At 63.6% G+C, this 24,893-nt stretch carries 24 protein-coding genes; 9 read left to right on the top strand and 15 right to left on the bottom strand.

What is annotated here, in order from left to right; all coding sequences use genetic code 11:
* Window positions 1-226 precede the first annotated feature (226 nt).
* Window positions 227-625, top strand: a complete 399-nt coding sequence (locus HWE04_RS20275; protein WP_241813533.1) for a hypothetical protein — start codon at window positions 227-229, stop codon at window positions 623-625.
* A gap of 166 nt (window positions 626-791) precedes the next feature.
* Here the strand turns inward: HWE04_RS20275 and HWE04_RS20270 are convergent, their stop codons facing one another.
* The 13 genes from HWE04_RS20270 to HWE04_RS20210 form a co-directional block, all read right to left on the bottom strand.
* Complete coding sequence (locus HWE04_RS20270; protein WP_241813532.1) at window positions 792-1,277, bottom strand: MarR family winged helix-turn-helix transcriptional regulator; 486 nt, start codon at window positions 1,275-1,277, stop codon at window positions 792-794.
* On the bottom strand, window positions 1,255-3,030 hold the full coding sequence (locus HWE04_RS20265; protein WP_241813531.1) for an acyl-CoA dehydrogenase: 1,776 nt from the start codon (window positions 3,028-3,030) through the stop codon (window positions 1,255-1,257). Before HWE04_RS20265 ends, HWE04_RS20270 begins: the two co-directional genes overlap by 23 nt.
* 14 nt (window positions 3,031-3,044) lie before the next feature.
* Entirely contained in the window at window positions 3,045-3,596 is a 552-nt protein-coding gene (locus HWE04_RS20260) for a DUF3237 domain-containing protein (RefSeq protein WP_006461638.1), read from the bottom strand.
* Between the two features lie 57 nt (window positions 3,597-3,653).
* A complete protein-coding gene (locus HWE04_RS20255) occupies window positions 3,654-4,409 on the bottom strand; it encodes an ABC transporter ATP-binding protein (protein WP_241813530.1) in 756 nt (251 codons plus the stop codon).
* Entirely contained in the window at window positions 4,406-6,202 is a 1,797-nt protein-coding gene (locus HWE04_RS20250) for a branched-chain amino acid ABC transporter ATP-binding protein/permease (protein ID WP_241813529.1), read from the bottom strand. The genes HWE04_RS20255 and HWE04_RS20250 overlap by 4 nt, the downstream gene beginning before the upstream one ends.
* A complete protein-coding gene (locus HWE04_RS20245; protein ID WP_241813528.1) occupies window positions 6,199-7,239 on the bottom strand; it encodes a branched-chain amino acid ABC transporter permease in 1,041 nt (346 codons plus the stop codon). Before HWE04_RS20245 ends, HWE04_RS20250 begins: the two co-directional genes overlap by 4 nt.
* A gap of 87 nt (window positions 7,240-7,326) precedes the next feature.
* A complete protein-coding gene (locus HWE04_RS20240) occupies window positions 7,327-8,472 on the bottom strand; it encodes an ABC transporter substrate-binding protein (RefSeq protein WP_241813527.1) in 1,146 nt (381 codons plus the stop codon).
* Window positions 8,473-8,567: 95 nt separating this feature from the next.
* Window positions 8,568-8,987 (bottom strand): acyl-CoA thioesterase, encoded by a 420-nt coding sequence (locus HWE04_RS20235; RefSeq protein WP_006461643.1) that lies wholly within the window; start codon window positions 8,985-8,987, stop codon window positions 8,568-8,570.
* Between the two features lie 10 nt (window positions 8,988-8,997).
* On the bottom strand, window positions 8,998-9,762 hold the full coding sequence (locus tag HWE04_RS20230; protein WP_077236005.1) for an SDR family NAD(P)-dependent oxidoreductase: 765 nt from the start codon (window positions 9,760-9,762) through the stop codon (window positions 8,998-9,000).
* A gap of 19 nt (window positions 9,763-9,781) precedes the next feature.
* Window positions 9,782-11,035, bottom strand: a complete 1,254-nt coding sequence (locus HWE04_RS20225; RefSeq protein WP_241813526.1) for a thiolase family protein — start codon at window positions 11,033-11,035, stop codon at window positions 9,782-9,784.
* A 13-nt stretch (window positions 11,036-11,048) separates the two neighbouring features.
* Complete coding sequence (locus HWE04_RS20220) at window positions 11,049-12,911, bottom strand: feruloyl-CoA synthase (protein ID WP_241813525.1); 1,863 nt, start codon at window positions 12,909-12,911, stop codon at window positions 11,049-11,051.
* A gap of 110 nt (window positions 12,912-13,021) precedes the next feature.
* The gene (locus HWE04_RS20215; protein ID WP_006461647.1) at window positions 13,022-13,801 is read right to left on the bottom strand and encodes a crotonase/enoyl-CoA hydratase family protein; all 780 of its coding nucleotides are present in this window, start codon (window positions 13,799-13,801) and stop codon (window positions 13,022-13,024) included.
* 304 nt (window positions 13,802-14,105) lie between these two features.
* Complete coding sequence (locus HWE04_RS20210; protein ID WP_241813524.1) at window positions 14,106-15,281, bottom strand: ABC transporter substrate-binding protein; 1,176 nt, start codon at window positions 15,279-15,281, stop codon at window positions 14,106-14,108.
* Window positions 15,282-15,844: 563 nt separating this feature from the next.
* Here HWE04_RS20210 and HWE04_RS20205 point away from each other — a divergent pair.
* Window positions 15,845-16,957: a porin gene (locus tag HWE04_RS20205; RefSeq protein WP_241813523.1), complete on the top strand. Its 1,113-nt coding sequence runs from the start codon at window positions 15,845-15,847 to the stop codon at window positions 16,955-16,957.
* A gap of 140 nt (window positions 16,958-17,097) precedes the next feature.
* Here the strand turns inward: HWE04_RS20205 and HWE04_RS20200 are convergent, their stop codons facing one another.
* A complete protein-coding gene (locus HWE04_RS20200) occupies window positions 17,098-18,036 on the bottom strand; it encodes an IclR family transcriptional regulator domain-containing protein (RefSeq protein ID WP_241813522.1) in 939 nt (312 codons plus the stop codon).
* A 362-nt stretch (window positions 18,037-18,398) separates the two neighbouring features.
* Here HWE04_RS20200 and HWE04_RS20195 point away from each other — a divergent pair, with 362 nt between their 5' ends.
* The 7 genes from HWE04_RS20195 (at window position 18,399) to HWE04_RS20165 (ending at window position 24,598) form a co-directional block, all read left to right on the top strand.
* Window positions 18,399-19,073 (top strand): 3-oxoacid CoA-transferase subunit A, encoded by a 675-nt coding sequence (locus HWE04_RS20195; RefSeq protein WP_006461651.1) that lies wholly within the window; start codon window positions 18,399-18,401, stop codon window positions 19,071-19,073.
* Entirely contained in the window at window positions 19,070-19,711 is a 642-nt protein-coding gene (locus HWE04_RS20190; protein ID WP_006461652.1) for a CoA transferase subunit B, read from the top strand. The genes HWE04_RS20195 and HWE04_RS20190 overlap by 4 nt, the downstream gene beginning before the upstream one ends.
* Window positions 19,712-19,749: 38 nt before the next feature.
* On the top strand, window positions 19,750-20,952 hold the full coding sequence (pcaF, locus tag HWE04_RS20185; protein WP_241813521.1) for a 3-oxoadipyl-CoA thiolase: 1,203 nt from the start codon (window positions 19,750-19,752) through the stop codon (window positions 20,950-20,952).
* A gap of 266 nt (window positions 20,953-21,218) precedes the next feature.
* Complete coding sequence (locus tag HWE04_RS20180; RefSeq protein WP_077235997.1) at window positions 21,219-22,085, top strand: branched-chain amino acid ABC transporter permease; 867 nt, start codon at window positions 21,219-21,221, stop codon at window positions 22,083-22,085.
* Window positions 22,082-23,134, top strand: coding sequence for a branched-chain amino acid ABC transporter permease (locus HWE04_RS20175; protein WP_241813520.1), 1,053 nt, complete (start codon window positions 22,082-22,084; stop codon window positions 23,132-23,134). The genes HWE04_RS20180 and HWE04_RS20175 overlap by 4 nt, the downstream gene beginning before the upstream one ends.
* The gene (locus HWE04_RS20170; RefSeq protein ID WP_241813519.1) at window positions 23,131-23,904 is read left to right on the top strand and encodes an ABC transporter ATP-binding protein; all 774 of its coding nucleotides are present in this window, start codon (window positions 23,131-23,133) and stop codon (window positions 23,902-23,904) included. The genes HWE04_RS20175 and HWE04_RS20170 overlap by 4 nt, the downstream gene beginning before the upstream one ends.
* Window positions 23,897-24,598 (top strand): ABC transporter ATP-binding protein, encoded by a 702-nt coding sequence (locus tag HWE04_RS20165; protein WP_180671184.1) that lies wholly within the window; start codon window positions 23,897-23,899, stop codon window positions 24,596-24,598. The genes HWE04_RS20170 and HWE04_RS20165 overlap by 8 nt, the downstream gene beginning before the upstream one ends.
* Before the next feature lie 16 nt (window positions 24,599-24,614).
* On the opposite strand, the gene HWE04_RS20160 is transcribed toward HWE04_RS20165, so the two are convergent.
* The gene (locus tag HWE04_RS20160) at window positions 24,615-24,776 is read right to left on the bottom strand and encodes a hypothetical protein (RefSeq protein WP_174616828.1); all 162 of its coding nucleotides are present in this window, start codon (window positions 24,774-24,776) and stop codon (window positions 24,615-24,617) included.
* Between the last annotated feature and the right edge of the window lie 117 nt (window positions 24,777-24,893).

Below are 24,893 nucleotides of genomic sequence, written 5' to 3'. Positions count from 1 at the left end.
CCCCTTTTTGTTGTGGTCAACGCATTGTCCTAGCGGTCGTGCGAAGCCAGCACACTTCTGGAATTGATCTGTTCTGGTACAGAGCAGAAAATCAATAAACCCAGAAATCTTATTGAATTGAATTATCAGGAGAACGGCCTTGCAGTCCCCGAATCAAGAAAAATCATCCCCCCGAAGGCCGAGCCTGATGCCAGCATCGGACACTCCCATCACTGATGAAGTTCGCATGCTCGATTCGATTTCCAAAGGGCAAATGGAGACCGGCGATCTGGTCGGTGGCAGCAAGCCAAAGCGCCGTCGCACGATAGTGGTGCTGGCCTTGTTGACGTCAGTGGCTGTCTTCGCTGTAGCAGCCATTGCGGCCATGGCAGCAGGCATGACGCTGCCATTCAACTGGTTTGATAGCAGCCCGTTGAAAGCCATGGCAACAGCCGAGTCGGAACGGGCCCGGACGGTATCTGAAGCCACCCATGCAGCGAGCGTGAAAAAACCGGCGGATGACGTAGATCATCCTCTGCCCGAAGGGGAGGGGACGCGTGATTCAGGGCCTTTGGCCAAGGCTCTGGAGGAGGGACTCGCTCCACCGCCAACTGTATCGAAGAAGGCGCCTGACGCGAAGCGTTGACGCCGGGGCAAGGTGAGCCGGACATACGCAGGTAATAACACGGCCGCAGCTCATGGACAAAACGCAGCGGCGGCGGGGAGAGAGTCAGGAGCATTGACCGTGCTCCTGACAGAAAATGCAGACTGGCGCATTAGCTTCTGAAGCCGAACACCTTCATCCGTCGTCGTTACTGCGGCAAGAACATCTTCTGCAGCAAGCCAATCAATTGTGCCCGCTCCTCATCGGACAGCATCTCGGTCGCCTTCATTTCCAGCTCGACGGCGGTCTGTTCGGCCTTGGTACACATGCGCGTGCCGGCCGTGGTCAGAGCCAGGACCTGTGAGCGGCGATCCTGCGGGTTGCGCTGGCGCAGCACCAGGCCGCGCTGCTCCAGTTTGTCCAGCAAGGTGGCGAGATTGGGTGGGGAGACGTTGATCGCCTTGGACAGGCGCTTCTGGTTGATATCGGGATTGGCCTTCAGCAGGCTCAGTACCGTGAAATCCACCGGCCGCAATGCGAACTTGGCCATGCGCTTTTCAAACAGCGGCATGATCGTGATATAGGCGCGCCGGCAGTTGTAGCCGACCAGGCTCAATAGCAGTTGCTGGTCCAGCGCCGCATTCTCGGCAGCGCCGTCGTCGGAATCGAAATCAGCCGGCTTCTTGGGCAGCATGGTGGTCCAGGTCGGTTGGAAGGGGCGGAAGGCCGGTTGTCAGGCAGCCTTCGATCACGCTGGACAACTGCTGGACTTCCGCAAATGCAAAGGCGAAATGATAGCACGCGGCATCCCGCTTGCCGCCGTACCAGACCGGGTCCGAGTCCAGCGCCGACAACGCCCGGTGCCCCGCCCGCAGCCACATCCAGCCCAGCGCCACATGTCCGGTCAGGCGCAGCATCTCGTCAGCCACGTAATAGGGAAAGGCGGGCATCTCCCGGGACGCGTTCGCAATCCCGGTGGCGAACCTCCTTGAATTATCCACAGCGGTTTTCAGCAACCGGCCTTGCTCGACAAGTCCTGCCGCACCATCGATATCAGCCTCCACCAGCGCCAGGAAATCGTGCAGCCGTCGGCCGTCGTCGGCCAGCACCTTGCGCATCAGGAAGTCGATGGCCTGGATTTCATTGGTCCCCTCATAGATCATCGTGATGCGGGCATCGCGCATGAACTGTTCTATCCCGGTCTCGACCACGTAGCCATGTCCGCCGAATACCTGCAAGGCACGGCTTGCGCACTGGAAGCCCTGGTCGGTCAGGAAGGCCTTGATCACCGGTGTGATGAATTCCAGCCGTTCGTGATGCCGACGTCGTAGCGCGGCATCGGCATCGTGCTCCGCCAGGTCCAGCAGCAGACCCGCCCAGCAGGTCAACAGGCGCGCGCCCTCGATGCGGCAACGCTGTTCCATCAACAGTTTCTGCACTGCCGGATGGCGGAGGATGACATCGGTGCCGGCGGCGCCCGGCGCGCGTGATTGCCGGCGCTCCTTCGCATAGGCGGTAGCGCGCTGCCAGGCCGCTTCGGCGAGACCCACGCCTTGCGCACCCACATGCAGGCGCGCCGCATTCATCATCACGAACATCGCCGCCAGTCCACGTCCGGGCTCGCCGACCATCCACGCCTGCGCGTTCTCGAAATGCAGGCTGCAGGTGGCGCTGCCGTGAATGCCCATCTTGTGTTCGATGCCGGTGCACTGCACGCCGTTACGGCTGCCATCGGGCAGCACGCGGGGCGCCAGCAACAGCGACAGCCCTTTGCTGCCCGGCAGTGCATCGGGCAGGCGTGCCAGGACCAGATGGACGATGTTGTCGGTCAGGTCGTGCTCGCCACCGGAAATGAAGATCTTGTCCCCGGTCAGGCGATAACTGCCATCGGCCTGTGGCAGCGCACGCGTGCGCAACTGGCCCAGGTCGCTGCCGGCCTGGGCTTCGGTCAGGCACATGGTGGCCAGCCACTGGCCGCTGGCGATCTTCTCCAGATAGCGCGCCTGCAGTTCGGGCGCGCCATGTGCAGCCAGGCAGGCATAGGCGCCATGCAACAGGCCGGGATACATGGTCCAGCCATGATTGGCGGCGCTGAGCATTTCATAGAGTGCGCAGTCCAGCACGTGCGGCAGACCCTGGCCGCCGTGTTCGGGCGCGCAGGCCAGCGCCGGCCAGCCGGCTTCGCAGAATTGCGCATAGGCCTGCGCAAATCCGGGCGGTGTGCTCACCGTTCCGCGCTCGAAGCGGCAGCCCTTGCGGTCACCGATGGCGTTGAGCGGTGCGACGACATGGGCGGCGAAGCGGCCCGCTTCTTCCAGTACCTGCCGCATCAGCTCGCCATCGATCTCCGCATGCGCAGGCAAGGCGCGCAAGACCTGTGGCGCCTGCAATACTTCATCGAGCACGAAGGCGAAGTCGCGCAGGGGCGGCGTATAGTGCATCGTCATTCTTTCCGCTTCGTTCAGTTCAGCAGGTAGGCGTCATACACCACCGCATTGCCCAGCCGCATGGCGTAGCCCACACCCATGGCGCGATTGAGCCAGTCGTATTTCCTGGAAGCGGTTTCAAAGTTCATGAACAGGCGGAAGGTATAGCGCGAGGGATCGACCGGCTTGCCCTTGGCCACCTCGGCCATCACTTCCGGCGGGCCGTAACGCACACCCCGCGTCTGCAGATAGACCAGTTCGCCATCGTCCAGCTTCAACAGATAGCGGGTGTCGATGATGGCCAGCCCATCGGCGGTGACGGTCTGCCAGTCGGCACCGTTGTTGAGGATTTCACCGTTGATCAGCGGTCCCTTGAAGCTGCCGCCGGTGATCGGAATGATGCGACGCTTGCCCAGATCCGAGGTCTTGCCCAGTTCCCAGATCGGCGCCACCAGGTCCACCGAAAAGCGCGCCAGGAAGGCCAGCTTGGGTTGCGGTGGGGTGAGCGCGGTATTGTCGGCATCGCTCGCCGCATGGGCCTGGAAGGATAGCGTCAGTGCGGCCAGCAGCAGGAACAGCTTCTTCATCGTGGTCTCCTTTTTCTATGTTGTTTTGTCATGCGGTGGTGCAGAAAGCGTCAAGGCTCAGGAAGCGGCCACCACCTCGGCCTCAGCCTTCTTGCCAAAGCCCAGGTAGGCCTGGATCACCTGCGGATCGCCGGCCAGCCGTGCCGATTCTCCCTGCATGCTGACCTTGCCCAGTTCCAGCACGTAACCGTAATCGGCGGTCTGCAGCGCGGCGCGCGCGTTCTGCTCCACCAGCAGCACCGAGATGCCTGCGGTGCGCAGTTCGGAGACGATCTGCAGGATTTCCTTGACGATGCGCGGCGCCAGTCCGAGGCTGGGTTCGTCCAGCATCAGTAGTTCCGGCTTGGCCATCATTGCGCGTCCGATGGCCAGCATCTGGCGCTCGCCACCCGAGAGCGTGCCGGCCAGCTGGCTGCGCCGCTCCTTCAGGCGCGGGAATAATTCGAAGACCGTGGCGAGCTGGTCCATCGGCTGTGCCTGCCGCAAGCGCAGGCGGCGAAAGCCGCCCAGCAGCAGATTGTCTTCTACGCTCATGCTGGAAAAGAGTTCGCGTCGCTCCGGCACCAGCGCGATACCGGCCATGACACGCTGCTCCAGCGTCCAGCGCTCCACCGCCCGACCGTGATAGCGCACCGTTCCCTGCGCCGGCAGCACTCCCATGATGGCGTTGAGCAAGGTCGACTTGCCCGCACCATTGGGGCCGATCACGGTGGCGATGCTGCCGTGTTCGAGTCTGAGATCAATGTCGTGCAGCGCCTGCACCTTGCCATAGCTTGCGCGCAGTTGCGCGACTTCGAGGACCAGTTCGCTCATTCGATTCCACCCAGGTAGGCTTCGATCACCGCCGGATGCCGCTGGATTTCCTGCGGCGTGCCTTCGGCGATCTTGGCGCCGAATTCCATCACCACGATGTGGTCGGTCAGTTCCATGACGAATTCCATGTCGTGTTCCACCAGCAGGATGCTCATGCCGTCGCTGCGCAGCTCCTGCAATACCCGGGACAGCGCCTGCTTTTCCAGGTGACGCAGGCCTGCCGCCGGCTCGTCCAGCAACAGCAGCAACGGGTCGCAGCAGAGAGCGCGGGCAATTTCCAGGATGCGTTGCTGACCAAGCGCCAGATTGCCAGCCTGCTCGTGCATCAGGTGTTGCAGGCCCACGCGATGCAGGGCGCGTGCGGCCTCATCCAGCAAGGCCTTCTCCTCAACCCGCTCCAGATGCAGCATGGCATTGACCGTATTGCGCAGGAAGCCCTGCTGGCTACGCATGTGTGCGCCCAGCGCCACATTCTCCAGCACCGACATGCCCGGCAGCAGGCGCACGTGCTGGAAGGTGCGTGCAATCCCCAGGCGGGCGATGGCACGGGCCGGCAGACCGGCGATGTCGCGTCCGTTGAAGCTTACGCGTCCACCGCTGGCATGCAGCAGTCCGGTCACCAGATTGAAGGTGGTCGACTTGCCCGCGCCATTGGGGCCGATCAGCCCGACGATCTCGCCGGCCTTGACGTTGAAGGACACATCGTTGACCGCCACCAGCCCGCCGAAGCGCTTGTTGATCTGGTCCACCTGCAACAGCGGCGCGCCGCGTGTCGGTCCCGACCGCCTGTCCATGGGGGCGGCGCTGGCCTCGCGCAGCGGCTGCGGCGCCGGCGGGAAGGCGCGCAGCCACAGGGCGCGCACCCAGGGCCACAAGCCGCCACGGGCGTACTTCAGCAGCACGATCAGGATCAGCCCGAAGACAATGGTTTCATAACTGCCGGCGTCGCCCAGCAGCGCGGGCAGCAACACCTGCAACTGGTCCGACAGCAGCTTGAGCACACCCGCACCCAGCAGCGCACCCCAGATATGGGCGATGCCACCGACCACCACGATGAACAGGTATTCGATGCCCATCGCCAGGCTGAACGGCGAGGGATTGACCGTGCGCTGCATGTGTGCGAACAGCCAACCCGAGACCGACGCCAGCAGCGCCGCGAAGACGAAGACCAGGATCTTGTAGCGTCCGGTATCCACGCCCATGGCCTCGGCCATCGAGCGGCCACCCTTGAGGGCACGGATGGCGCGGCCAGCGCGTGAATCCAGCAGGTTCAGCGAGACCCAGGCTGCCGCCAGCACGATGATCCAGATCAGGTAGTAGAGGTGGCGTTCGCCAGCCAGATCCACACCCGCCAGTTGCAGAGGTGGAATGCCGGAGATGCCGTCGTACTTGCCCAGCCAATCCACCTTGCCGAACAGGAAGTACAGGCTGATCCCCCAGGCAATGGTCGCCAGTGGGAGATAGTGGCCGGACATGCGCAAGGTGATGCGCCCAAGCACATAGGCCGATACGCCGGTGATCAGTAGACCCAGCGGCAGCGTCAGCCAGGGCGAAACACCATGGGCCGTGGTGAGATAGGAGGTGGTGTAGGCCCCCATGCCGACGAAAGCCGCCTGGCCGAAGGACGTCATGCCTCCGATACCGGTCAGCAGCACCAGACCGATGGCCACCAGGGCGTACAGCCCGATGTAGTTGGCCTGGATCACCCAGAACTGCGGCGTGGGCAGCAGCGGGAACAGTGCCAGCACGATCAGCAGCACGTAGAGCGGGAGTCGTTTGTTGATCATGCTCATTCCTCGTCCTCGTCATGCGCCGGTGTCACCAGCGAGCGCCACAGCAGGATGGGCAGCAGCGCCATGAAGACGATCACTTCCTTGAAATCGCTGGCCCAGAAGGAACTGAAGGATTCCAGCAACCCCACCAGCAGCGCGCCTCCTGCGGCCGCCGGGAAACTGGCCAGCGCACCGATGGTGGCGGCGACGAATCCCTTCAGCCCGATCAGGAAGCCCGAGTCATAAAAGATGGTGCTCATCGGGCCGATCAACACACCCGACAGAGCACCGATAAACGCTGCCACGGCAAAGGACAGTTTGCCGGCCAGCGTCGTGGAGATTCCCATGAGCCGCGCACCCAGGCGGTTCACCGCCGTGGCGCGCAGCGCCTTGCCATACAGCGTGCGCCCCGAGAATAGCCACAATGCCAGCAGCAGTGCCACGGCGGCAATCACCACCACTACCGCCTGTGCGCTCAGCGTAAGCTGCGCCAGGTTCCAGCGCGCATCCCAGAAGGCCGGCGTGCGGAAGCCCTCGGCCCCGAAGAACACCAGGCCCAGGCCGGTCATCGCCAGGTGGATGCCGACCGAGACGATCAGCAGTTGCAGCACACTGGCATCGGCCAGCGACTCGAACACCACCTGGTACATCAGTGGCCCCAGCGCGGTAATGAGCAGCAGCGTCAGCAGCACCTGCACCGGCAGCGGAAACTGCTGCGGCGCAGCCCACCAGACTAGCGCGGCCACCGCCAGCGGCAAGCCCAGTGTGCCCAGCAGCACACGCGGCAGCAGTGCCGCCTGCCCCGAGCGCAGCAGCGCAAGGGCCTGCATGACCGCCGCGCAGACCGCCAGCACCAGCAGCAGCCACAGTGGCCCGGGGCGCTGGCCTTGCTGCAGCATGGCCAGGGTCAAGGCGCCATAGGCGACGAATTCACCCTGGGGAATGAAGAGAATGCGGGTGACCGTAAACACCAGCACCAGCGCAATGGCGATGAGGCCATAGACGATGCCGTTGGTCAGGCCATCCAGGGTGAGGATGGCGGCAATCGAAGAATCCATGAGTAGTCAGCGAAACAGGCAAATTCCACGGAACAACGGCGACACGGTCTGCAATCAAGCCGTGCCGCCGCAACGGTTGGCGCAGCGTCAGGGGTTGACTGCCTTCCAGTTGCCATTCTGGATGGTCAGCATGATGCGGGCATCGTCACCCAGACCGAAGTGATCCTTCGGCGAGTAGTTCAGCGTGCCTTGCGAAATCTGGATCGGGCCGGCGCTCTCCAGCGCTTCCTTCAGCGCAGTGCGGAAGGCTGGGGTGCCGGGTTTGGCCTTCTTCAATGCCTCCGGGACCACCTTCTGCAACACCAGCTGGGCATCGTAGGTATGGGCCGCGAACAGGTTGCGGGTGCCGGCGCCGAATTGCTTCTCGTAGCGCGTGACGAAGTCCATGGCCAGCTTCTTGGAAGGATTGCTGTCCGGCAGGGCCTCCGGCACCACGGCCGGGCCGGAGATGACGTAGGAACCTTCCACATCCTTGCCACCCAGGCGGATCAGGTCGCGCGAGGCGGCGCTATGGGTCTGGAAGATCCTGCCCTTGTAGCCGCGCTCGATGAGCGCCTTGTGCGGCATGGCCGCGCCGCTGCCGGAGGCCACCACCAGCACCGCATCCGGGTTGGAGCTGACCACTCGCAAGGCCTGCGCCGTCACGCTGGTGTCAGCCCGGGAGAAGCGCTCCACCGTGCCCATCTTGATGCCGGCGGCGCTTGTGAGGCGCTGCACTTCCTTCAACCAGTTCTCGCCATAGGAGTCCGAGTAGCCGAGGAAGCCCACGGTCTTCACCCCCAGCTTCTTCATCTGCTCCACCACGCCACCGGCCATCACGGCGGTCGATTGCGGCAGGCGGAAGGTCCAGGCGTCCTTGCCCTCGGCTGTTTCGATGGGGGAGATGGCCAACTGCACGGTCTGGGTTTCCAGCGCGACATCGGCGATGGCCAGCGTGGGCGGCACGGCGGCCGAGCCGATGATCAGGTCGACCTTGTCTTCGGCCACCAGGCGGCGCGCATTCTTGCTGGCCTGGGTGGGATCGGTGGCGTCATCGAGGATGATGAGCTTGACCTTTTCCCCGCCGATGGTCTCCGGCCACAGGGCGAAACCGTTCTTGGCCGGAATGCCCAGTCCCGATCCCGGGCCGGTCAGCGACATCACCACGCCGATGGTCAGTTCGGCATGTGCCATTGCGGAACAGGCCAGCATGGAAGCCAGTACCCCTGCCTTGATTGCCAGTTTCATCTTCATCTCCGTCTCCTTGTATTTGTCATCGAGTGATCGATTTATGACGGGCAGGGCATGGACGCTCCGCCTCGTTTGTTGCCTGGTCTGCTGATTCCTGTCTAGCTGCACATTTCCCTGATGTCCTGCGGAATGGCGATGGCCTTGATGCGGTTTGGATCGTCCGGATGGCGGATCGCAAACACCCGGGTGTCGCGTCCTTCGCACAGCAGTTCGCCATCACGTTTCAATTCGTGGCGCATCACGAAGGTCTTGTCGTTCCATTCGATGATGGTGGAATGCACCTCCACCTGGTCGCCGTAGGTGGCCGGGCGCACGAAGCGTGAACTGATGTCCACCACGGGCGTGCCGATGATGCCGCGGGTCTTTTCGGTCTCGCGCCAGGGCGGCACCCCACACTGGTGGAAGAAATTGCGCGAGGCTGCGTCATACCAGCGGAAGAAATTGGGAAAGAACACGATGCCGGCCGGATCGCAATCGCCGAATTCCACGCGCACCGGATAGATGATGGTCTTGCTCATGTCGCTCTCCTCAACGCGGCGCCAGCCGCAGTGCGCCATCCAGGCGGATGACCTCGCCGTTGAGCGACAGGTTGGTGGCGATATGCAGCGCCAGTTGCGCATATTCTTCGGCCTTGCCCAGACGTTTCGGGAAGGGGATGCTGGAGGCCAGCGACTGCTGTACTTCGTCCGGCAGCTTGTAGAGCAGGGGCGTCAGGAACAGACCCGGTGCAATGGTGACCACGCGGATGCCGTATTGCGCCAGGTCGCGTGCCAGTGGCAGCGTCATGGCGGTGATGCCGCCCTTGGAGGCCGCATAGCCGGCCTGTCCGACCTGGCCGTCGAAAGCCGCCACCGAGGCGGTGGCCACGATCACGCCGCGTTCGCCGTCTTCCAGCGCGTCGGTTGCGGCCATGCGGGCGGCCGCCAGGCGGATCACGTTGAAGGTGCCGATCAGGTTGACGTTGACGATGCGGCTGAAGTCCTCCAGCGGCATGGCGCTGCCGTCCTTGCCGACCATGCGTTTGGCACCGCCGATGCCGGCACAGTTGATGAGAATGCGTGGTACGCCATTGGCTTGCTGCGCGGCGTCCAGCGCAGCCTCGACCGAGGCGCTGTCGGTGATGTCGCAGCGTGCGGCGTGGCAATTCAATTCGGCCGCCAGCGCCTGTGCCGCTTCGACGTTCACGTCGAGGATGGAAACGCGGGCGCCGGCGTGCACCAGCTGGCGCACGGTCTCGGCCCCGAGGCCGGAGGCGCCGCCGGTGACCAGTGCGGCTTGTCCTTGCAGTTGCATGGTAAGAGTCCTTCTCGATTCAGTGGGAAGCCGCCGGGTTTTCCAGCAGCAGGGCGATGCCCTGGCCACCGCCGATGCAGGCCGAGGCGATGCTGTAGCGGGCTTCCCGACGATTCATTTCGCGTGCCGCCGTGATCGAGAGGCGCACACCGGTGGCTGCCAGCGGGTGACCCAGGGCGATGGCGCCGCCATTGACGTTGAGGCGTTCGCGATCGATGCCCAGTTCGCGCTCCACCGCCACGATCTGCGCGCCCTGCGCTTCGTTGATCTCGAAGCAGCCGATGTCGGCCACCGTCAGGCCATTGCGTTCCAGCAGCGTGCGGATGGCCGGCACCGGGCCGATGCCCATGATCTCCGGCGGCACGCCGGCCACGGCGGCGGCGACCACGCGGGCCAGCGGTGCCTTGTCATGGCGCCGCAGATAGTCACCGGAGGCGACGATGGTGGCTGCCGCCGCATCGACCAGCGCCGAGCTGTTGCCGCCGGTCTGCACGCCATCCGGGTAGAGCGTACGCAGCTTACCCAGCACGTCCACCGGCGACGGGCGCGGATGGGTATCGCTGGCTGCTTCGGTGAGCTTGCCTTGCAGCTTGATGTGACGGTCGTTGTAGCCCTCCAGGTGGAAGGTCTCATTGACCACCGGCACGATCTCGCCCGCATGGAAACCGGCGGCCTGCGCCTTCAATGCGCGCTCGAAGGAATAGGCGGCGTAGGTATCGACCTCGGCGCGGGTGATGCCGTATTTCCTGGCCAGGTTTTCGGCGGTCTGCGGCATGGTGATGCCGGGTGCCGGATCAACCAGCGCTTCCCACATGTAGTCCTGGAATTCCACCGGCGCGCCCAGCCTGAAGCCGCTGCGATGCGAGAAGGCGACGATGGGATTGCGGGTCATCGACTCGCTGCCCACGATCAGGGCGGTTTCGGTGTAGCCGCGTTCGATCTGGTCGCCGGCCTGGCGGATCAGTTCAAAGCCGGTACCGCAGATGCGCTGGACCATGATGGCCGGGGTAGTGATCGGCACGCCGGCGTACAGGCCGATATGACGCGGCAGCATGTACTGGTAGGCGTCGCCCGGGGCCATGTTGCCAGCGATGACCGAGCCGATGTCGGCGGCCGCCACGCCGGTGCGTGCCAGTACCTCGCGGGCCACCTTGATCCCCATGTCGGTGGGCGAAAGCTGGCTGAAGCTGGTGCAGTAGTCGACCATGGGCGTGCGTACGCCGCCGATGAGCCAGATATCCTTGAAGCTTGAATAGAACGCTGCCTGTGCCATGTGCAATGCTTCCTCAGTGAGCGGTTGTGAGCGCGGCCTGTGCCGTCAGCAGGTCCGGGTCGGTGCCGGCGTACAGCGCCTCGACCAGCGCGGCGCGGTGCGTCAGTACCGAACGCTGGTTGATGGATCCCTTGTCGGTAATCTCGCCACGGTCGAATGAAGGCGGGTCAATCAGCACCAGCGCCCGCATCACGCGATTGGAACTGCCCGTGGCATGTGTCTGCAGACGATCCAGCACACCCTGGAAGAAGCCGCGTACGGCCGGTGCCGACAGGACCTCGGCCCGCGACGCTTGTGCCGGCAGGCGCGCCAGTTGGCGGCAGCGCTCGATGTTGGGGACGATCAGCATGCCGACCTCGTTGCGGTCCTGGCCGGTGATGACGGCATCCTGCAGGTAGGGCGCGCCCTCATGGGCGATCAATGCACGCAGCGGACCGACGCTGACCCAGGTGCCGGTGTAGAGCTTGAAGTCCTCCGCCACCCGACCATCGAACATGAAGCCGCGATCCGGATGGGCCGCATCGAGCCAGCGCACCGCGTCGCCGGAGCGGAAGTAACCCTCCTCGTCGAAGGCCTCGGCGGTCTGTTCCGGCGCCCGCCAGTAGCCGGGCGTGACATTGGGACCGCGATAGCGGATCTCGATCTTGTCGCCATTGGGGACCAGCTTGATCTCCATGCCCGGCGTGGGGATGCCGATCTGGCCCGCCTTGACCTGGTGATCTACCACGAACAGGGCCGAGGGCGAGGTCTCCGTCATGCCCAGCCCGCAGGACATCACGATGCGCTCGCCGCAGGTGGCCTCGGCGGTGGCATGCAGCTTGTCCCATACCGGCTGCGCCAGGGCCGCGCCGGCGTAGAACTGCATGCGCAGGCGGCTGTAGAAGGTACGGCGCAGGGCCTCGTCCTTTTCCAGCGCATGGGCAATGCCTTCCCAACCCACCGGTACGTTGAAGTAGACCGTGGGCGCGATCTCGCGCAGGTTGGCCAGGGTGGTGGCCAGTCCCTGCGGGGTCGGCTTGCCTTCGTCGATGTACATGGTGCCGCCGTTGTAGAGCACGATGCCCACGTTATGGTTGGCGCCGAAGGTATGGTTCCAGGGTAGCCAGTCGATCAGGATCGGCGGCTCCTCGGCCAGGAAGGGGAAGGTCTGCACGATCATCTGCAGGTTGCTGCACATCATGCGCTGGGTGTTGATCACCGCCTTGGGCATCTTGGTCGAGCCCGAGGTGAAGAGGAACTTGACGATGGTGTCCGGCCCGGTGGCGGCATAGGCACGTTCGACCTCGTCGCCGGCACGGGTGGCATCAAGTTCTGCGAAGAGCGTGCATGCGCGCCCTGGTGGCGGCGCTTCGGTGACCACGAATTCGATCTCCGGCGCCACTGCCGCGACGGCAGCCGCGAACTTCTCGCCATGGGCGGCGAAGATCAGGCCGGGAGTGAGCAACTGCACCGCGTGGCGCAGCTTGGCGTAATCCCTGGAGAGCAGCGAATACGCCGACGACACCGGTGCATAAGGTACGCCCGCGTAATGGCAACCCAGCACCAGCATGGCATGTTCCAGGTCATTCTCGGACAGGATCAGCAGAGGACGTTCGGCCGACAATCCCCGCTGCAGCAGCGCCTGGCCGATACGGCGCGCACTCTGCAGGGCCTGGCCGTAGCTGATGCGGCGCCATTGGCCGTCCTGGTCGCGGCGGGCCATGTAGGTGCGCTCGGGATCGACCGTGGCCCAGTGGATCAGCTTGTCGGTCAGGCGCGCCGGATAGTCCTGCAGTGGCTGGCGCGTCCTGACGATGGAGGTGCCGTCAGCGCCGGCGACGACGTCAACGCCGCCGATGCCGAACCTGACGCTGCGATAGCGAGGTGGAGTGTTCATACATGTCTCTGTTGTCTGACTGCCCGATCGTGGTCGGGCAGTGGTGTTGTTATGTATTGCGCTGTATTACTGACTTTCTGGTCCTGTCCTGGCCCCTGTGCCGGACGTACTCAGCCCGGCCTGACCTTGTTCTGCTTGTGATCGAGGAAGGCTGCCAGCCGTCCCTTGGTATCGGGATCGCTGCCGGCCACCGCCGCCATCAGGGATTCGGTCATCAATCCATCCTGGATCGATTGATCGTGGATGCGCGGCAGCACGTGCATGACACCGTAGTTGGTCATCGGTGCGTTGCCGGCGATGCGTTCTGCCAGCTCGCGCGCCTTGTCCAGTCCCGCACCAGCGGCCACGCTGTATTGCGAGATGCCGGCCTGGTGACCTTCTTCGGCGTTCAGCACGCGCCCGGTCAGCATCATGTCGGCCATGCGCGCCACGCCGATCAGGCGCGAGATACGCACCGAACCGCCGCCGCCGACGAAGAGACCGCGTTGCCCTTCCGGCAGGCCATAAAAGGCGCTCGGCTCGGCCACCCGGATGTGGGCAGCCGCTGCCAGTTCCAGGCCACCGCCGATGACTGCGCCGTGCAGCACCGCGATCACCGGTACCCGGCCGAAGCCGATCTGTTCGAAGGCGGCATGCCACATGCGCGAGTGGTGCATGGATTCGCTGGTGTCGCGTGCGCGCAGTTCGGACAGGTCCAGTCCGGCGCAGAAGTGCTCGCCCTTGCCGTGGACGATGGCGACCTTCACGCCCGCCGGCAGGTTCTCGAAGCAATCGCGGATGGCGCGTACCAGTGGGTCGTTGAGGGCATTGCGTTTGGCGGCGCGGTTGAGTGCGATCTCGGCGATGGCGCCGTGCACTTGGATGTCGAGAAGGTCGCTGTGCTGGTTCATGCTGTCTCTGGTCATGCCCGTAGGTTTTTTGAAATTAGTTATAAGTTATAACGTTTATTTAGTATAAGTAAGATGTGCGCAAAAGCAAGCGCCATCAGTGTGGCGTGTTGTGCGTTATTCCCAAAAGCGGGCGGTAGCCGAACATATTTTTGTGGGTGTCACCGATACGTCGATGCTGCGTTGCGCTGCCCTGGCTTGCTTTTTTTCCGGACGTGCAGCGCCAGCCCGCATGCCATGCGCACACGCAAAGAAAAAACGCCGGTGTGCAGTGCATCACCGGCGTTTCCCGTGGGCATGGCAAGGACTACTTGCCGGTGTCCTTCATGTTCTCGAACTTGTCGAACTCGACGTTGTAGGCTTCGTTACCGATCTTCTCCACCTTGCGCACATAGACCGTCTGCACGATGTCGCGGGTGGCCGGGTCGATGGCAATGGGTCCGCGCGGGCTCATGAACTTCATGGTCTTGAGGATGGCCATGGCCTTGTCGCCGTCGATCTTGCCATTGAGTTTCTTGCTGACCTCGTAGATCGCATTCATGCCGTCATAGGCTGCCACGGCCATGAAGTTGGGACGTCCCGCACCGGGATTGGCGGCGGCGAAGCTTTTCAGGAAAGCCTTGTTCTCCGGCGAATCATGGGCGGCCGAATAGTGGAAGGTGGTGATCACGCCCAGCGTGGCGTCGCCCATGGCGGGCATGACGTGATCGTCGGTCAGGTCACCGGTGGCAATCACCTTGATGCCAGCCTCGGCCAGGCCGCGCTCACGATACCCCTTCATGAACGCAATGCTCTGCTCACCGGCCGGCACGAAGATAAACACCGCCTCCGGCTTGGCATCCTTGATGCGCTGGATGTAGGGCGCGAACTCCGGATTGCGCAGTGGTACCCGGATCGATTCCAGCACCTGGCCACCGCCACCCAGCAGGTTGGTCTTGAAGGCGGTCTCGGCATCGATGCCCGGGCCGTAATCTGCCACCAGCGTGACTACCCGCTTGATGCCGTTCTTCAACGCCCAGGTCGCCATGGGGCCGGAGACCTGCGGCAGCGTCATCGAGAAGCGGGCGATGTAGTTGGACTTGGTGGTGATGATCGAGGTGGCGGCATTCATGATGATCATCGGTTTCTTGGCCTGCTCCGCAATCGGCGCCACGGCCAGCGCTTCCGGCGTGAGGCCGAAGCCGGCCAGGAAGTCCACCTTGTCGCGCACCACCAGCTCCTGCGCCAGGCGCTTGGCGATCTCCGGCGCCGGACCGGTGGTGTCCTTGATGATGATTTGCACCTTCTTGCCCGCGACCTGATCGCCATGCTGCGCCATCCATGCCTTGATGCCGCCCTCCATCTGCTTGCCGTAGTCGGCGAAGGGCCCGGAGAAGGCTGCGACCAGACCGACCTTGATGGTTTCCTCGGCCCGTGCGGACGCAACTGTCATGAGCTGGGAAGTCGCCAGCAGAGCCAGCAACGCGATTTTCTTGAACGTCATTTTTCAGTCTCCTTTGTGATTGTGGTGAGGGGCGATGGGCAGGCGGTTCTGGTGCCGTCGTGATTGTCTCATCGCCGGTCCGACTGTTGCACTCGGACGACGCATCGATTTCCCTTCCTCGGCTCGCCTTGTTGACAAAGCTTCGGTGCCGACAATAGTATCGCACCATCCGTTCGGTAAACAAACCGATGTGCGGTAACCGAACGGCTAATAAAAGTTATAAAAAATAAGCAACGAGACGAATCTTTCTGCGACACCCGCCTGGTGGTGTCGACCAACTCGTATTTGGTGAGGCGACACAAATTGTGTCCGCCAGTAAATATGCCGATGGCCTGGAGCATGGGGCAGGGGCCTTTTTACGCCCGCGCCTGGCCAGCTTGTCGTAGAGGCATCGAAGAATTCGCAAGAGCAACACCCGCAATATCGGCAACACCGGAGGGACTGACGGTATTGGAAGTGACCCGGCCCGGCGAGCGGCGAATCGTCGGAGAGCGTGAGGAGGGCAACGCTCTACGGCAGCAGACCGGCCAATCATCATTCATAGAAATCAGGAGGAGATGGCAATGACAAAGAAAATGACCTTGCGCGCAGTGGCCCTGGCCGCGGCAGCATGTGCTTGTGCAGGTACGGCCGGTTCGGCGCTGGCCCAGAGTTCGGTAACCATCTACGGTATCGTCGATACCGGCGTGGTCTACACCACCAATGCCAACGCCAATGGCAATTCGGTGTTCAAGATGCCGTCGCTGACCGGCAGCTTCCCCTCACGCATCGGCTTCAAGGGTACGGAAGACCTGGGCGGCGGCCTGCAGGCGATGTTCGTGCTGGAAAGCGGCTTCGCGCCTGACACGGGTTCGATGGGGCAGGGCAACCGCATCTTCGGGCGCCAATCCTACGTTGGCCTGAAAGGCGACTGGGGCCAGATCATGCTGGGACGCCAGGTCAACATGACCTATCTGTCGCAGTTGAAGACCGACGTCATGGGACCCAACATCTTCGCCATCGGTAGCATCGATGCCTACCTGCCCAATGCCCGTAGCGACAACGCCATCGGCTACCTTGGCAGCTTCAGTGGCTTCACCGTCGGCGCGACCTACAGCTTCGGTCGCGACACGTCGGCCACCGGCGGACCGGCAGCGACCAACTGCCCCGGTGAAGTGGCCGGCAACAGCAAGGCCTGCCGCCAGGTCACGGGTCTGCTGGGATATGACGGCAAGGGCTGGGGCGTGACCAGTTCCTACGACATCCTGTATGGCAATACCGGTGCCAGCGGCGGTCTCACCAGCAGCAGCAACAGCGATCAGCGCATCACGCTCAACGGCTACTTCATGATCGGTGACGTCAAGCTGGGTGGCGGTGTGGTGGATCGCCGCACCCGCGCGGCTGCCAACGTCAATACCGACTCCGATCTCTACTACCTGGGCGTGAGCTATCCGCTGTCCGTGGCCCTGGTGCTGGATGCACAGGTGTCGCGCCTGTCGGTGAAGAACAGCCCCAACGATGTCACGCTGTCGGTGGCACGTCTGACCTACAACCTGTCCAAGCGCACCGCGCTGTATACCTCGCTGGGTTACATCAAGAACGGCGGCACTGCAGCGGTGGCCATCGATGCGGGTGGCACCGTGGGGGCGGGCAAGAACCAGCTGGGGGTGATGTCGGGCATCCGTCACACCTTCTGAGTGAGGTCGCTGGAACGCTCTTGAGGAGGATGGCGCGCCCGCAGGCAGAGAGGGCGCGCCGACATCCGCGGCACGACAAAGACAGGGTCTGTTTTTGTCTTCGGTCCGGCTCCCCGCAAGAGGGGCCGGGCCGGTTTTTTTCAGGGCAGCAGGACCGACAGTTCCTGCGCACCGCGCAGCAGCACCGGCAGGATCTCTTCTTCCATCTGCTGGCGCGATACACGTGCGGCCTGGGCGCCCACGTTCAGGGCCGCCAGCACGTTGCCGGAGGCGCCTCGCACCGGAACCGCAATGGAACGCAGACCCACTTCCAGCTCTTCATCGATGACCGCGTAGCCGTTTTCGCGCACGCCGGCCAGGATGTCACGCAGGCGTTTTTGCGAGACCACCGTTTTCTCGGTGAGGGCGCGCAGCTTGACCTTGTCGAAATAGGCCTTCAACTGGTCGTCCGGCAGGTGCGCCAGCATGGCACGACCGAGCGAGGTGCAGTAGGCCGGCAGCCGGCTGCCGGTATTGAGTGCTACCGACATCACGCGCGAGGTGGCCGAGCGGGCCACGTAGAGCACTTCGTTGTCGTCCAGCACGGCCAGCGAGCAGGATTCGCCGAGGGTACGGCTGATGTTGTTCAGATAGGGCTGTGCAGAAACGGTCAGCGGCGTGGACGACAGATAGGAATAGCCCAGCGTCAATATCTTGGGGCGCAGCGAGAAATTGTTGACGTCCGAATCGGCATAGCCCAGTTGCTTCAAGGTGTGCAGGCAGCGTCGCACTGCCGCACGCGGGATCCCGGTCTTCTGGCTGATCTGGGCGATGGTCAGGCTGCGGCGCGAATCGCTGAAGGCGCGGATCACCGCCAGGCCACGCGCCAGGGAGGTCATGAAGCTGGGGTCGGTGAGGGCGTCGATTTCCTCGGCGATGGTCAGCTCGCGTTCCGCCTCGGTCGCGGCAGTGGGTGCGACAGCGACTTCCTTGCTCTTGGACCGGCTGCTCTTGCCGGCCTTGGCATCTGCAGTGGAGGCAGCAGTGGCGCTGCTTTTGGCAGCAGTCTTGCGGGTCTTGGCGGCGGGTGCGGTGGACATGGACTCGGATGGGCTCTCTGGGCGGATGGTTCAGGACGGCTCGGGTTTTGGACGGCGCCGATTGCGTCCGGATTTTAACGTTTTGTGCGGCAAGCGAACACATCCTGCCGGTTTTTCTTGACGGCCGTCAAGCCGGATCGCTAAACTCTTTTTGTGCGAAAATCAAACATTAGTTCGGTGATCGAACATTGAGTGCCGGGAAAAGTCAGTCTGAAGTCAGTCCGGCAGCAAGCCTCAAATGTCCGCAGACACCGACCGAGACGAGCCCGTGCAACACGCCCGCCCGGCTGCAACGTGGCAAACCAGATGGCGGGATATCCAGCAGGCGCAGCCCCAGGCGCCGCATCTAAAGTGAGAGCAACGTGATCAATAAAATTTCTGACTCCCTGGAGCAGGCGGTGGCCGACATCCATGATGGCGCCACCATCATGATCGGCGGCTTCGGCAATGCCGGCATGCCATCGGCCCTGATCGATGCGCTGATCGCCCAGGGCGCGCGCGACCTGACCATCGTCAACAACAATGCCGGCAACGGCGACACCGGCCTGGCGGCGCTGCTCAAGACCAAGCGGGTGAAGAAGATCATCTGTTCCTTCCCGCGCCAGACCGATTCCCATGTCTTCGATGCACTCTACCGTGCCGGCGAGATCGAACTGGAACTGACCCCACAAGGCAACCTGGCCGAGCGCATCCGCGCCGCCGGTGCCGGCATCGGCGGTTTCTTCAGCCCCACCGGCTACGGCACCATGCTGGCAGAAGGCAAGGAGACCCGCGAGATCAACGGCCGCCACTATGTGCTGGAGTCGCCGATCCACGCCGACTTCGCGCTCATCAAGGCGCTGCGTGGCGACCGCTGGGGCAACCTGGTGTATCGCAAGACCGCCCGCAACTTCGGTCCCATCATGGCCATGGCCGCCAAATGCACCATCGCCCAGGTCAGCGAGGTGGTAGAACTGGGTCAGCTTGATCCGGAAAACATCATCACCCCCGGCATCTTCGTGCAGCGGATCGTGCAAACCAAGGAGGCACAGCAATGAATCGCTTTACCCGTGAACAGATCGCCGCGCGCGTGGCCCAGGACATTCCCGAAGGCGCCTACGTGAACCTGGGTATCGGCCTGCCCACCAAGGTCGCCAACTACCTGCCGGCCGACAAGGAAATCTTCCTGCACAGCGAAAACGGCGTGCTCGGCATGGGCCCGGCCCCGGCGCCCGGCGAGGAAGACGAAGACCTCATCAATGCCGGCAAGCAGCCAGTGACGCTGCTGACCGGTGGTGCCTATTTCCACCATGCCGATTCGTTTGCCATGATGCGTGGCGGCCACCTCGACATCTGCGTGCTGGGTGCTTTCCAGGTGTCGGCCACGGGTGACCTGGCCAACTGGCATACCGGCGCGCCGGACGCCATCCCTGCCGTGGGCGGAGCGATGGACCTGGCCATCGGCGCCAAGCAGGTGTTCGTGATGATGGATCACCAGACCAAGACCGGCGAAAGCAAGCTGGTCCAGGCCTGCGCCTATCCGCTCACCGGCATCGGCTGCGTCAACCGCATCTACACCGACCTGGCCGTCATCGACGTCACCCCGCAGGGACTACAGGTGCGCGAGATCGTCGAGGGCCTGTCCTTCGAACAACTGCAGGAGCTGACCGGTGCACCGCTGCGCCCGGCTGCCTGAGTCCGTTCGAATCAACCAATTTTCGCTGCGAGGAATGCATGAAAGACGTATTTATCTGTGACGCCATCCGTACCCCCATCGGTCGCTACGGCGGCGCGCTCAAGGACGTGCGCGCCGACGATCTGGGCGCGGTACCGCTGCGCGCGCTGATGGAGCGCAATCCGCAGGTGGACTGGAGCGCGATCGATGACGTCATCTTCGGCTGCGCCAACCAGGCCGGCGAAGACAACCGCAACGTCGCCCGCATGTCGCTGCTGCTGGCCGGTCTGCCGCAGGAAGTGCCGGGCAGCACCATCAACCGTCTGTGCGGTTCGGGCATGGACGCCCTGGGGACCGCCGCGCGCGCCATCAAGTCCGGCGAGACCGGGTTGATGATCGCCGGCGGGGTCGAGTCGATGACTCGCGCTCCCTTCGTGATGGGCAAGGCCGATAGCGCCTTCTCGCGCCAGGCCGCGATCCAGGACACCACCATCGGATGGCGCTTCGTCAATGCCTTGATGAAGCAGAAATATGGTGTGGATGCCATGCCCGAGACGGCGGAGAACGTCGCCGTCGACTACAAGGTCAGCCGCGAGGACCAGGACCAGTTCGCCGTGCGCAGCCAGGCCAAGGCCGCCGCCGCGCAGGCCAATGGCAACCTGGCGCAGGAGATCGTACCGGTGGTGATCCCGCAGAAGAAGGGTGACCCCGTCACCGTCACGCAGGATGAGCATCCGCGTGCTACCAGCATGGAAGCGCTGGCCCGTCTGAAGGGTGTGGTCAAGCCCGATGGCACGGTCACCGCCGGCAATGCATCGGGTGTCAACGATGGCGCCTGCGCCTTGCTGCTGGCCAGTGCCGAGGCGGCCGAGCAACACCGGCTCAAGCCACGTGCCCGCATCCTGGGTATGGCCACGGCCGGCGTCGCGCCGCGCATCATGGGCATGGGTCCGGCCCCGGCCAGCAAGAAGCTGCTGGCGCAACTCGGCATGCGCATCGAACAGATGGATGTGATCGAACTGAACGAAGCCTTTGCCTCGCAAGGTCTGGCCGTGCTGCGCGAACTGGGCGTGTCTGACGACGATGCGCGGGTCAACCCCAATGGCGGCGCGATTGCGCTGGGTCATCCGCTGGGCATGAGTGGCGCCCGCCTGGTGACCACCGCCCTCTACCAGCTGGAACGCACCGGTGGCCGCTACGCGCTGTGCACCATGTGCATCGGCGTGGGGCAGGGCATCGCCATGGTGATCGAACGCGTGTGATGACAGCGGGATGGCGCGGCGATGCACCTGGCTGCACCATCCCCATCGCTCGATCAACCATGAAGATGGTTGATGTGATCCTGAAAATTGATCAGGCAGGCATAGAGGAAAAAGCAGCACAATAGAAAAAAGCACCATCCCATCACCAAGCGGCCACCAATACAGAGCCGCAGGCCAGAATAGGAGACACAACGCATCATGCATCGACATCATGATTGCGCGCCGCGTGCGGCCGCACCCACGCACCGTCATCGGGGAGCTGCGCCATGCTAGGCAACTTCCTCGGTGTGCTCTTCGACGGCATCGCCTACGGCAGCCTGCTATTCCTGATCAGCGTCGGCCTGTCGGTGACGATGGGCATGATGAACTTTATCAACCTGGCGCACGGCGCCTTTGCCATGCTGGGCGGCTACGTCTGCGTCAGCCTGCTCAATCGCATGGGTGTCCCCTTCCTCGCGACCCTGCCGCTGGCCTTCCTGGCGGCTGCCGTGGTCGGACTGGTGCTGGAACGTTCCCTGTATCGCCGTCTCTACAAGGCCAGCCACCTGGATCAGGTGCTGTTCTCCATCGGCCTGACCTTCATGGCCGTGGCCGGCGCCACCTGGCAGTGGGGGCCGACCCAGCAACCGGTGGTGCTGCCGGACTGGTTGCGGGGCCAGGTCTCCCTGCTGGGACTGGATGTGGGCGCCTATCGCGTCTTCCTGATTGGCGTGGTGGTGATTGTCACGCTGGCCCTGGGCCTGCTGATCGAACGCACGCGCTTCGGCGCACAGATCCGGGCCTCGGTGGATAACCAGGTGGCTGCCGCCGGACTGGGCATCAACGTCAGCCGCGTGTTCAGCCTGACCTTCGCGCTTGGTTCTGGCCTGGCCGGTCTCGGCGGTGGTCTGGGCATCGACGTGCTGGGGCTGGACCCGACCTTCCCGGTCAAGTACATGGTCTATTTCCTGCTGGTGGTGGCCGTGGGTGGTGCCGGTACCATCAAAGGGCCGCTGCTGGCGGCCATCATCCTGGGCGTGTTCGACGTGGCCGGTAAATACTATGTGCCGGAGATCGGTGCCTTCGTCATCTATGGTCTGATGGTGGTGCTGCTGATCCTGTTCCCGGCCGGACTGATGCGGAGGCGCGGATGAGCATCGTGAATTCCGCCTCGACTTCTACCTCGACCACCTCCACCACCTCCGCCGTCAGTCCGGGAAAGCCGACCATGAAGCCTGCCCTGCACCTGCCCAATGACCGCTGGACGCCGCTGGAGATCTTGTTCTGGCTCTTGCCGGTAGCCGCCTATTTCGTCTTCCCCGATTACCTGGTGCTGATCAGCCAGATCATGATCGTGGGCCTGTTCGCAATCTCGCTGGACCTGATCCTGGGCTATGCCGGCATCGTTTCGCTGGGTCATGCGGCCTTCTTCGGGCTGGGCGCCTACACGGCAGGTCTGCTGGCCGTGCATGGGTGGGGCGAGCCGATCACCGGCCTGCTGCTGGCTGCCGTGGTGGCCGCCATCGCTGGTTTCCTGGTGAGCTTCCTGGTGGTGCGCGGGGCTGACCTGACTCGCCTGATGGTGACGTTGGGCATCGGCCTGATGCTGTTCGAAGCGGCCAACAAGGCGGCCTTCATCACTGGCGGTGTCGATGGGCTCTCGGGCATGGTGATGAGCAAGATCTTCGGTGTCTTCGAGTTCGACCTCAACGGGCGCGTGGCCTATGTGTACAGCTTCGCGGTGCTGCTGGTCCTGTTCGTGGTACTGCGGCGGCTGGTCAATTCACCGTTCGGTCTGGGGCTCAGAGGCATCCGCGAAGGTGGTCGCCGCATGCCTGCCATCGGTGCCGACGTCAGCCGCCGACTGGTCGTGATCTTCACCGTGGCCGCTGCGGTGGCCGGTGTGGCCGGTGCGCTGCTGGCGCAGACCACGCAGTTCGTGGGCCTGGACGTGCTGGGTTTTCCGCGCTCGGCCGAGTTGCTGATCATCCTGGTGCTGGGCGGTACCGGTCGCCTGTATGGCGGCCTGGTCGGTGCGCTGGTCTACATGCTGGCGCAGGATTATCTGTCCGGGCTCAATCCGGCCTACTGGCAATTCTGGATCGGCCTGCTGCTGATCGTGATCGTGCTGTTCGCCCGTGGGGGTTTGCTGGGAGGCCTGGCCGTGCTGCGTGACAAATTCTTCAAGGGAGGCCGTGCATGAGCCCGCATCCATCCATCGGTGACACCACGCTGCGCACCGAAGGCCTGACCAAGCGCTGGGGCAGTTTCGTTGCCAACAGCGATGTCTCGCTCAGTTTCGCTCCCGGGGCGCGCCATGCCCTGATCGGCCCCAACGGCGCCGGCAAGACCACCTTCATCAACCTGCTTACCGGCGGCTTTGCCCCCAGCAGCGGCAAGGTCTGGTTCGGCGGCGAAGACATCACGGCCCTGCCGCAGCATGAACGCGTCAAGCGCGGCATGACCCGCACCTTCCAGATCAATACCCTGTTCGCCGGCCTGACCGTGCTGGAGTCGGTGGTATTGGCGATCCAGGAACGGCGCGGCATGCAATACAAGTGGTACCAGACCGTGGCCAGCCAGACCGAGGTGGTGGAGGAAGCCATGTCTCTGCTGGCTTCGCTCAAGCTGGAGCAGGACGCCAACACCCTGACCCGCAGTCTGGCCTACGGCAGGCAGCGGCTGGTCGAGATTGCGCTGGCCCTGGCCACCCGGCCCAAGGTATTGCTGCTGGATGAGCCGGCGGCCGGCATCCCCTCGGCCGAAAGTCGTGAACTCTTCGAAGTCATCGCGCAATTGCCGCGCGAGGTCACCATCGTCTTCATCGAGCATGACATGGGACTGGTGTTCCGCTTCGCCGAGCGCATCACCGTGCTGGTGGGCGGCAAGGTACTGGTGGAGGGAACGCCGGCCGAGATCGCCGCCGACCAGCGGGTCAGGGAAGTCTATCTGGGGGAGGCCGAACATGCGTGAACTGCTGACGCTGGAGAAAGTGACCGCCGGGTATGGCGAATCCATCGTACTGGAAGACGTGTCCTTCGCGATGAACGAAGGTGAGAGCCTGGCCCTGCTGGGCCGCAACGGGGTGGGCAAGACCAGCCTGCTGATCACCCTGATGGGCTTGACCCGCATGCATGGCGGCAGCATCCGCTGGCGCGGTGGCGACATCGTGCGGGTGCCCACGCACAAGCGCGCCCATGCGGGCCTGGGGTGGGTGCCGCAGGAACGTTTCATGTTCCCCTCACTGTCGGTGGAAGAACATCTCACCGTGGTCGAACGCGGCGGCCAGTGGGACCTGAAAAAGATCTACCAGATCTTCCCGCGCCTGCATGAACGCCGCAACAACATGGGCAACCAGCTCTCCGGTGGCGAGCAGCAGATGCTGGCCATCGCCCGCGCTCTCATGGTCAGCCCCAGCATCCTGTTGCTGGATGAACCGATGGAAGGCCTGGCCCCGATCATCGTGCAGGAACTGCTCAAGGTGATCCGTCGCCTGGTCAGCGAGGAGGGCATGTCGGTGATCGTGGTGGAGCAGCACGCCCGCATGGCGCTCTCGCTCACGCAGCGTGCCATCGTGCTGGATCGTGGGCGTATCGTGCATGCCTCCGACAGCCAGAGCCTGCTCGACGATGGCGAGAAACTGGACCGCCTGGTGGCAGTGGCCTGAACTGAGTCCCCGGATATCAGCTGGCAGGGTTCGCATCCTGGCCGCGTTGTACGATGCCATCCGTCCGTGGCCAGGCCATCAGGTCGAGCACGCCGTTGCTGCCGATGTCATGTTCGTCCCGGGCATGCAAGACCTGCACGACCGGGCGAGTCAGGTCGGCAGGGTTCTGGCGGATCACCCGCCCCGCCAGTCCCGACTCAAGTCGGACTAGGGCCTGTTCACATTTAATCTACGAGTGCGAGAGGTCGCCAAGCGTTGTCTGCCTAGGCGCAGCGACGCGCCGTAGTGGTGCTAC

This window comes from Herbaspirillum sp. C7C2, assembly GCF_022627865.1.
GTDB lineage: Bacteria > Pseudomonadota > Gammaproteobacteria > Burkholderiales > Burkholderiaceae_D > Herbaspirillum > Herbaspirillum frisingense.
This window is presented reverse-complemented; position numbering and strand designations above follow the sequence as displayed.

What these genes read in the sequence shown, in the direction of transcription:
- HWE04_RS20275 (WP_241813533.1), top strand. Translation starts at nt 227, where the DNA reads ATGCTCGATTCGATTTCCAAAGGGCAAATGGAGACCGGCGATCTGGTC.
- HWE04_RS20270 (WP_241813532.1), bottom strand. Translation starts at nt 1,277, where the DNA reads ATGCTGCCCAAGAAGCCGGCTGATTTCGATTCCGACGACGGCGCTGCC.
- HWE04_RS20265 (WP_241813531.1), bottom strand. Translation starts at nt 3,030, where the DNA reads ATGACGATGCACTATACGCCGCCCCTGCGCGACTTCGCCTTCGTGCTC.
- HWE04_RS20260 (WP_006461638.1), bottom strand. Translation starts at nt 3,596, where the DNA reads ATGAAGAAGCTGTTCCTGCTGCTGGCCGCACTGACGCTATCCTTCCAG.
- HWE04_RS20255 (WP_241813530.1), bottom strand. Translation starts at nt 4,409, where the DNA reads ATGAGCGAACTGGTCCTCGAAGTCGCGCAACTGCGCGCAAGCTATGGC.
- HWE04_RS20250 (WP_241813529.1), bottom strand. Translation starts at nt 6,202, where the DNA reads ATGAGCATGATCAACAAACGACTCCCGCTCTACGTGCTGCTGATCGTG.
- HWE04_RS20245 (WP_241813528.1), bottom strand. Translation starts at nt 7,239, where the DNA reads ATGGATTCTTCGATTGCCGCCATCCTCACCCTGGATGGCCTGACCAAC.
- HWE04_RS20240 (WP_241813527.1), bottom strand. Translation starts at nt 8,472, where the DNA reads ATGAAGATGAAACTGGCAATCAAGGCAGGGGTACTGGCTTCCATGCTG.
- HWE04_RS20235 (WP_006461643.1), bottom strand. Translation starts at nt 8,987, where the DNA reads ATGAGCAAGACCATCATCTATCCGGTGCGCGTGGAATTCGGCGATTGC.
- HWE04_RS20230 (WP_077236005.1), bottom strand. Translation starts at nt 9,762, where the DNA reads ATGCAACTGCAAGGACAAGCCGCACTGGTCACCGGCGGCGCCTCCGGC.
- HWE04_RS20225 (WP_241813526.1), bottom strand. Translation starts at nt 11,035, where the DNA reads ATGGCACAGGCAGCGTTCTATTCAAGCTTCAAGGATATCTGGCTCATC.
- HWE04_RS20220 (WP_241813525.1), bottom strand. Translation starts at nt 12,911, where the DNA reads ATGAACACTCCACCTCGCTATCGCAGCGTCAGGTTCGGCATCGGCGGC.
- HWE04_RS20215 (WP_006461647.1), bottom strand. Translation starts at nt 13,801, where the DNA reads ATGAACCAGCACAGCGACCTTCTCGACATCCAAGTGCACGGCGCCATC.
- HWE04_RS20210 (WP_241813524.1), bottom strand. Translation starts at nt 15,281, where the DNA reads ATGACGTTCAAGAAAATCGCGTTGCTGGCTCTGCTGGCGACTTCCCAG.
- HWE04_RS20205 (WP_241813523.1), top strand. Translation starts at nt 15,845, where the DNA reads ATGACAAAGAAAATGACCTTGCGCGCAGTGGCCCTGGCCGCGGCAGCA.
- HWE04_RS20200 (WP_241813522.1), bottom strand. Translation starts at nt 18,036, where the DNA reads ATGTCCACCGCACCCGCCGCCAAGACCCGCAAGACTGCTGCCAAAAGC.
- HWE04_RS20190 (WP_006461652.1), top strand. Translation starts at nt 19,070, where the DNA reads ATGAATCGCTTTACCCGTGAACAGATCGCCGCGCGCGTGGCCCAGGAC.
- pcaF (WP_241813521.1), top strand. Translation starts at nt 19,750, where the DNA reads ATGAAAGACGTATTTATCTGTGACGCCATCCGTACCCCCATCGGTCGC.
- HWE04_RS20180 (WP_077235997.1), top strand. Translation starts at nt 21,219, where the DNA reads ATGCTAGGCAACTTCCTCGGTGTGCTCTTCGACGGCATCGCCTACGGC.
- HWE04_RS20175 (WP_241813520.1), top strand. Translation starts at nt 22,082, where the DNA reads ATGAGCATCGTGAATTCCGCCTCGACTTCTACCTCGACCACCTCCACC.
- HWE04_RS20170 (WP_241813519.1), top strand. Translation starts at nt 23,131, where the DNA reads ATGAGCCCGCATCCATCCATCGGTGACACCACGCTGCGCACCGAAGGC.
- HWE04_RS20165 (WP_180671184.1), top strand. Translation starts at nt 23,897, where the DNA reads ATGCGTGAACTGCTGACGCTGGAGAAAGTGACCGCCGGGTATGGCGAA.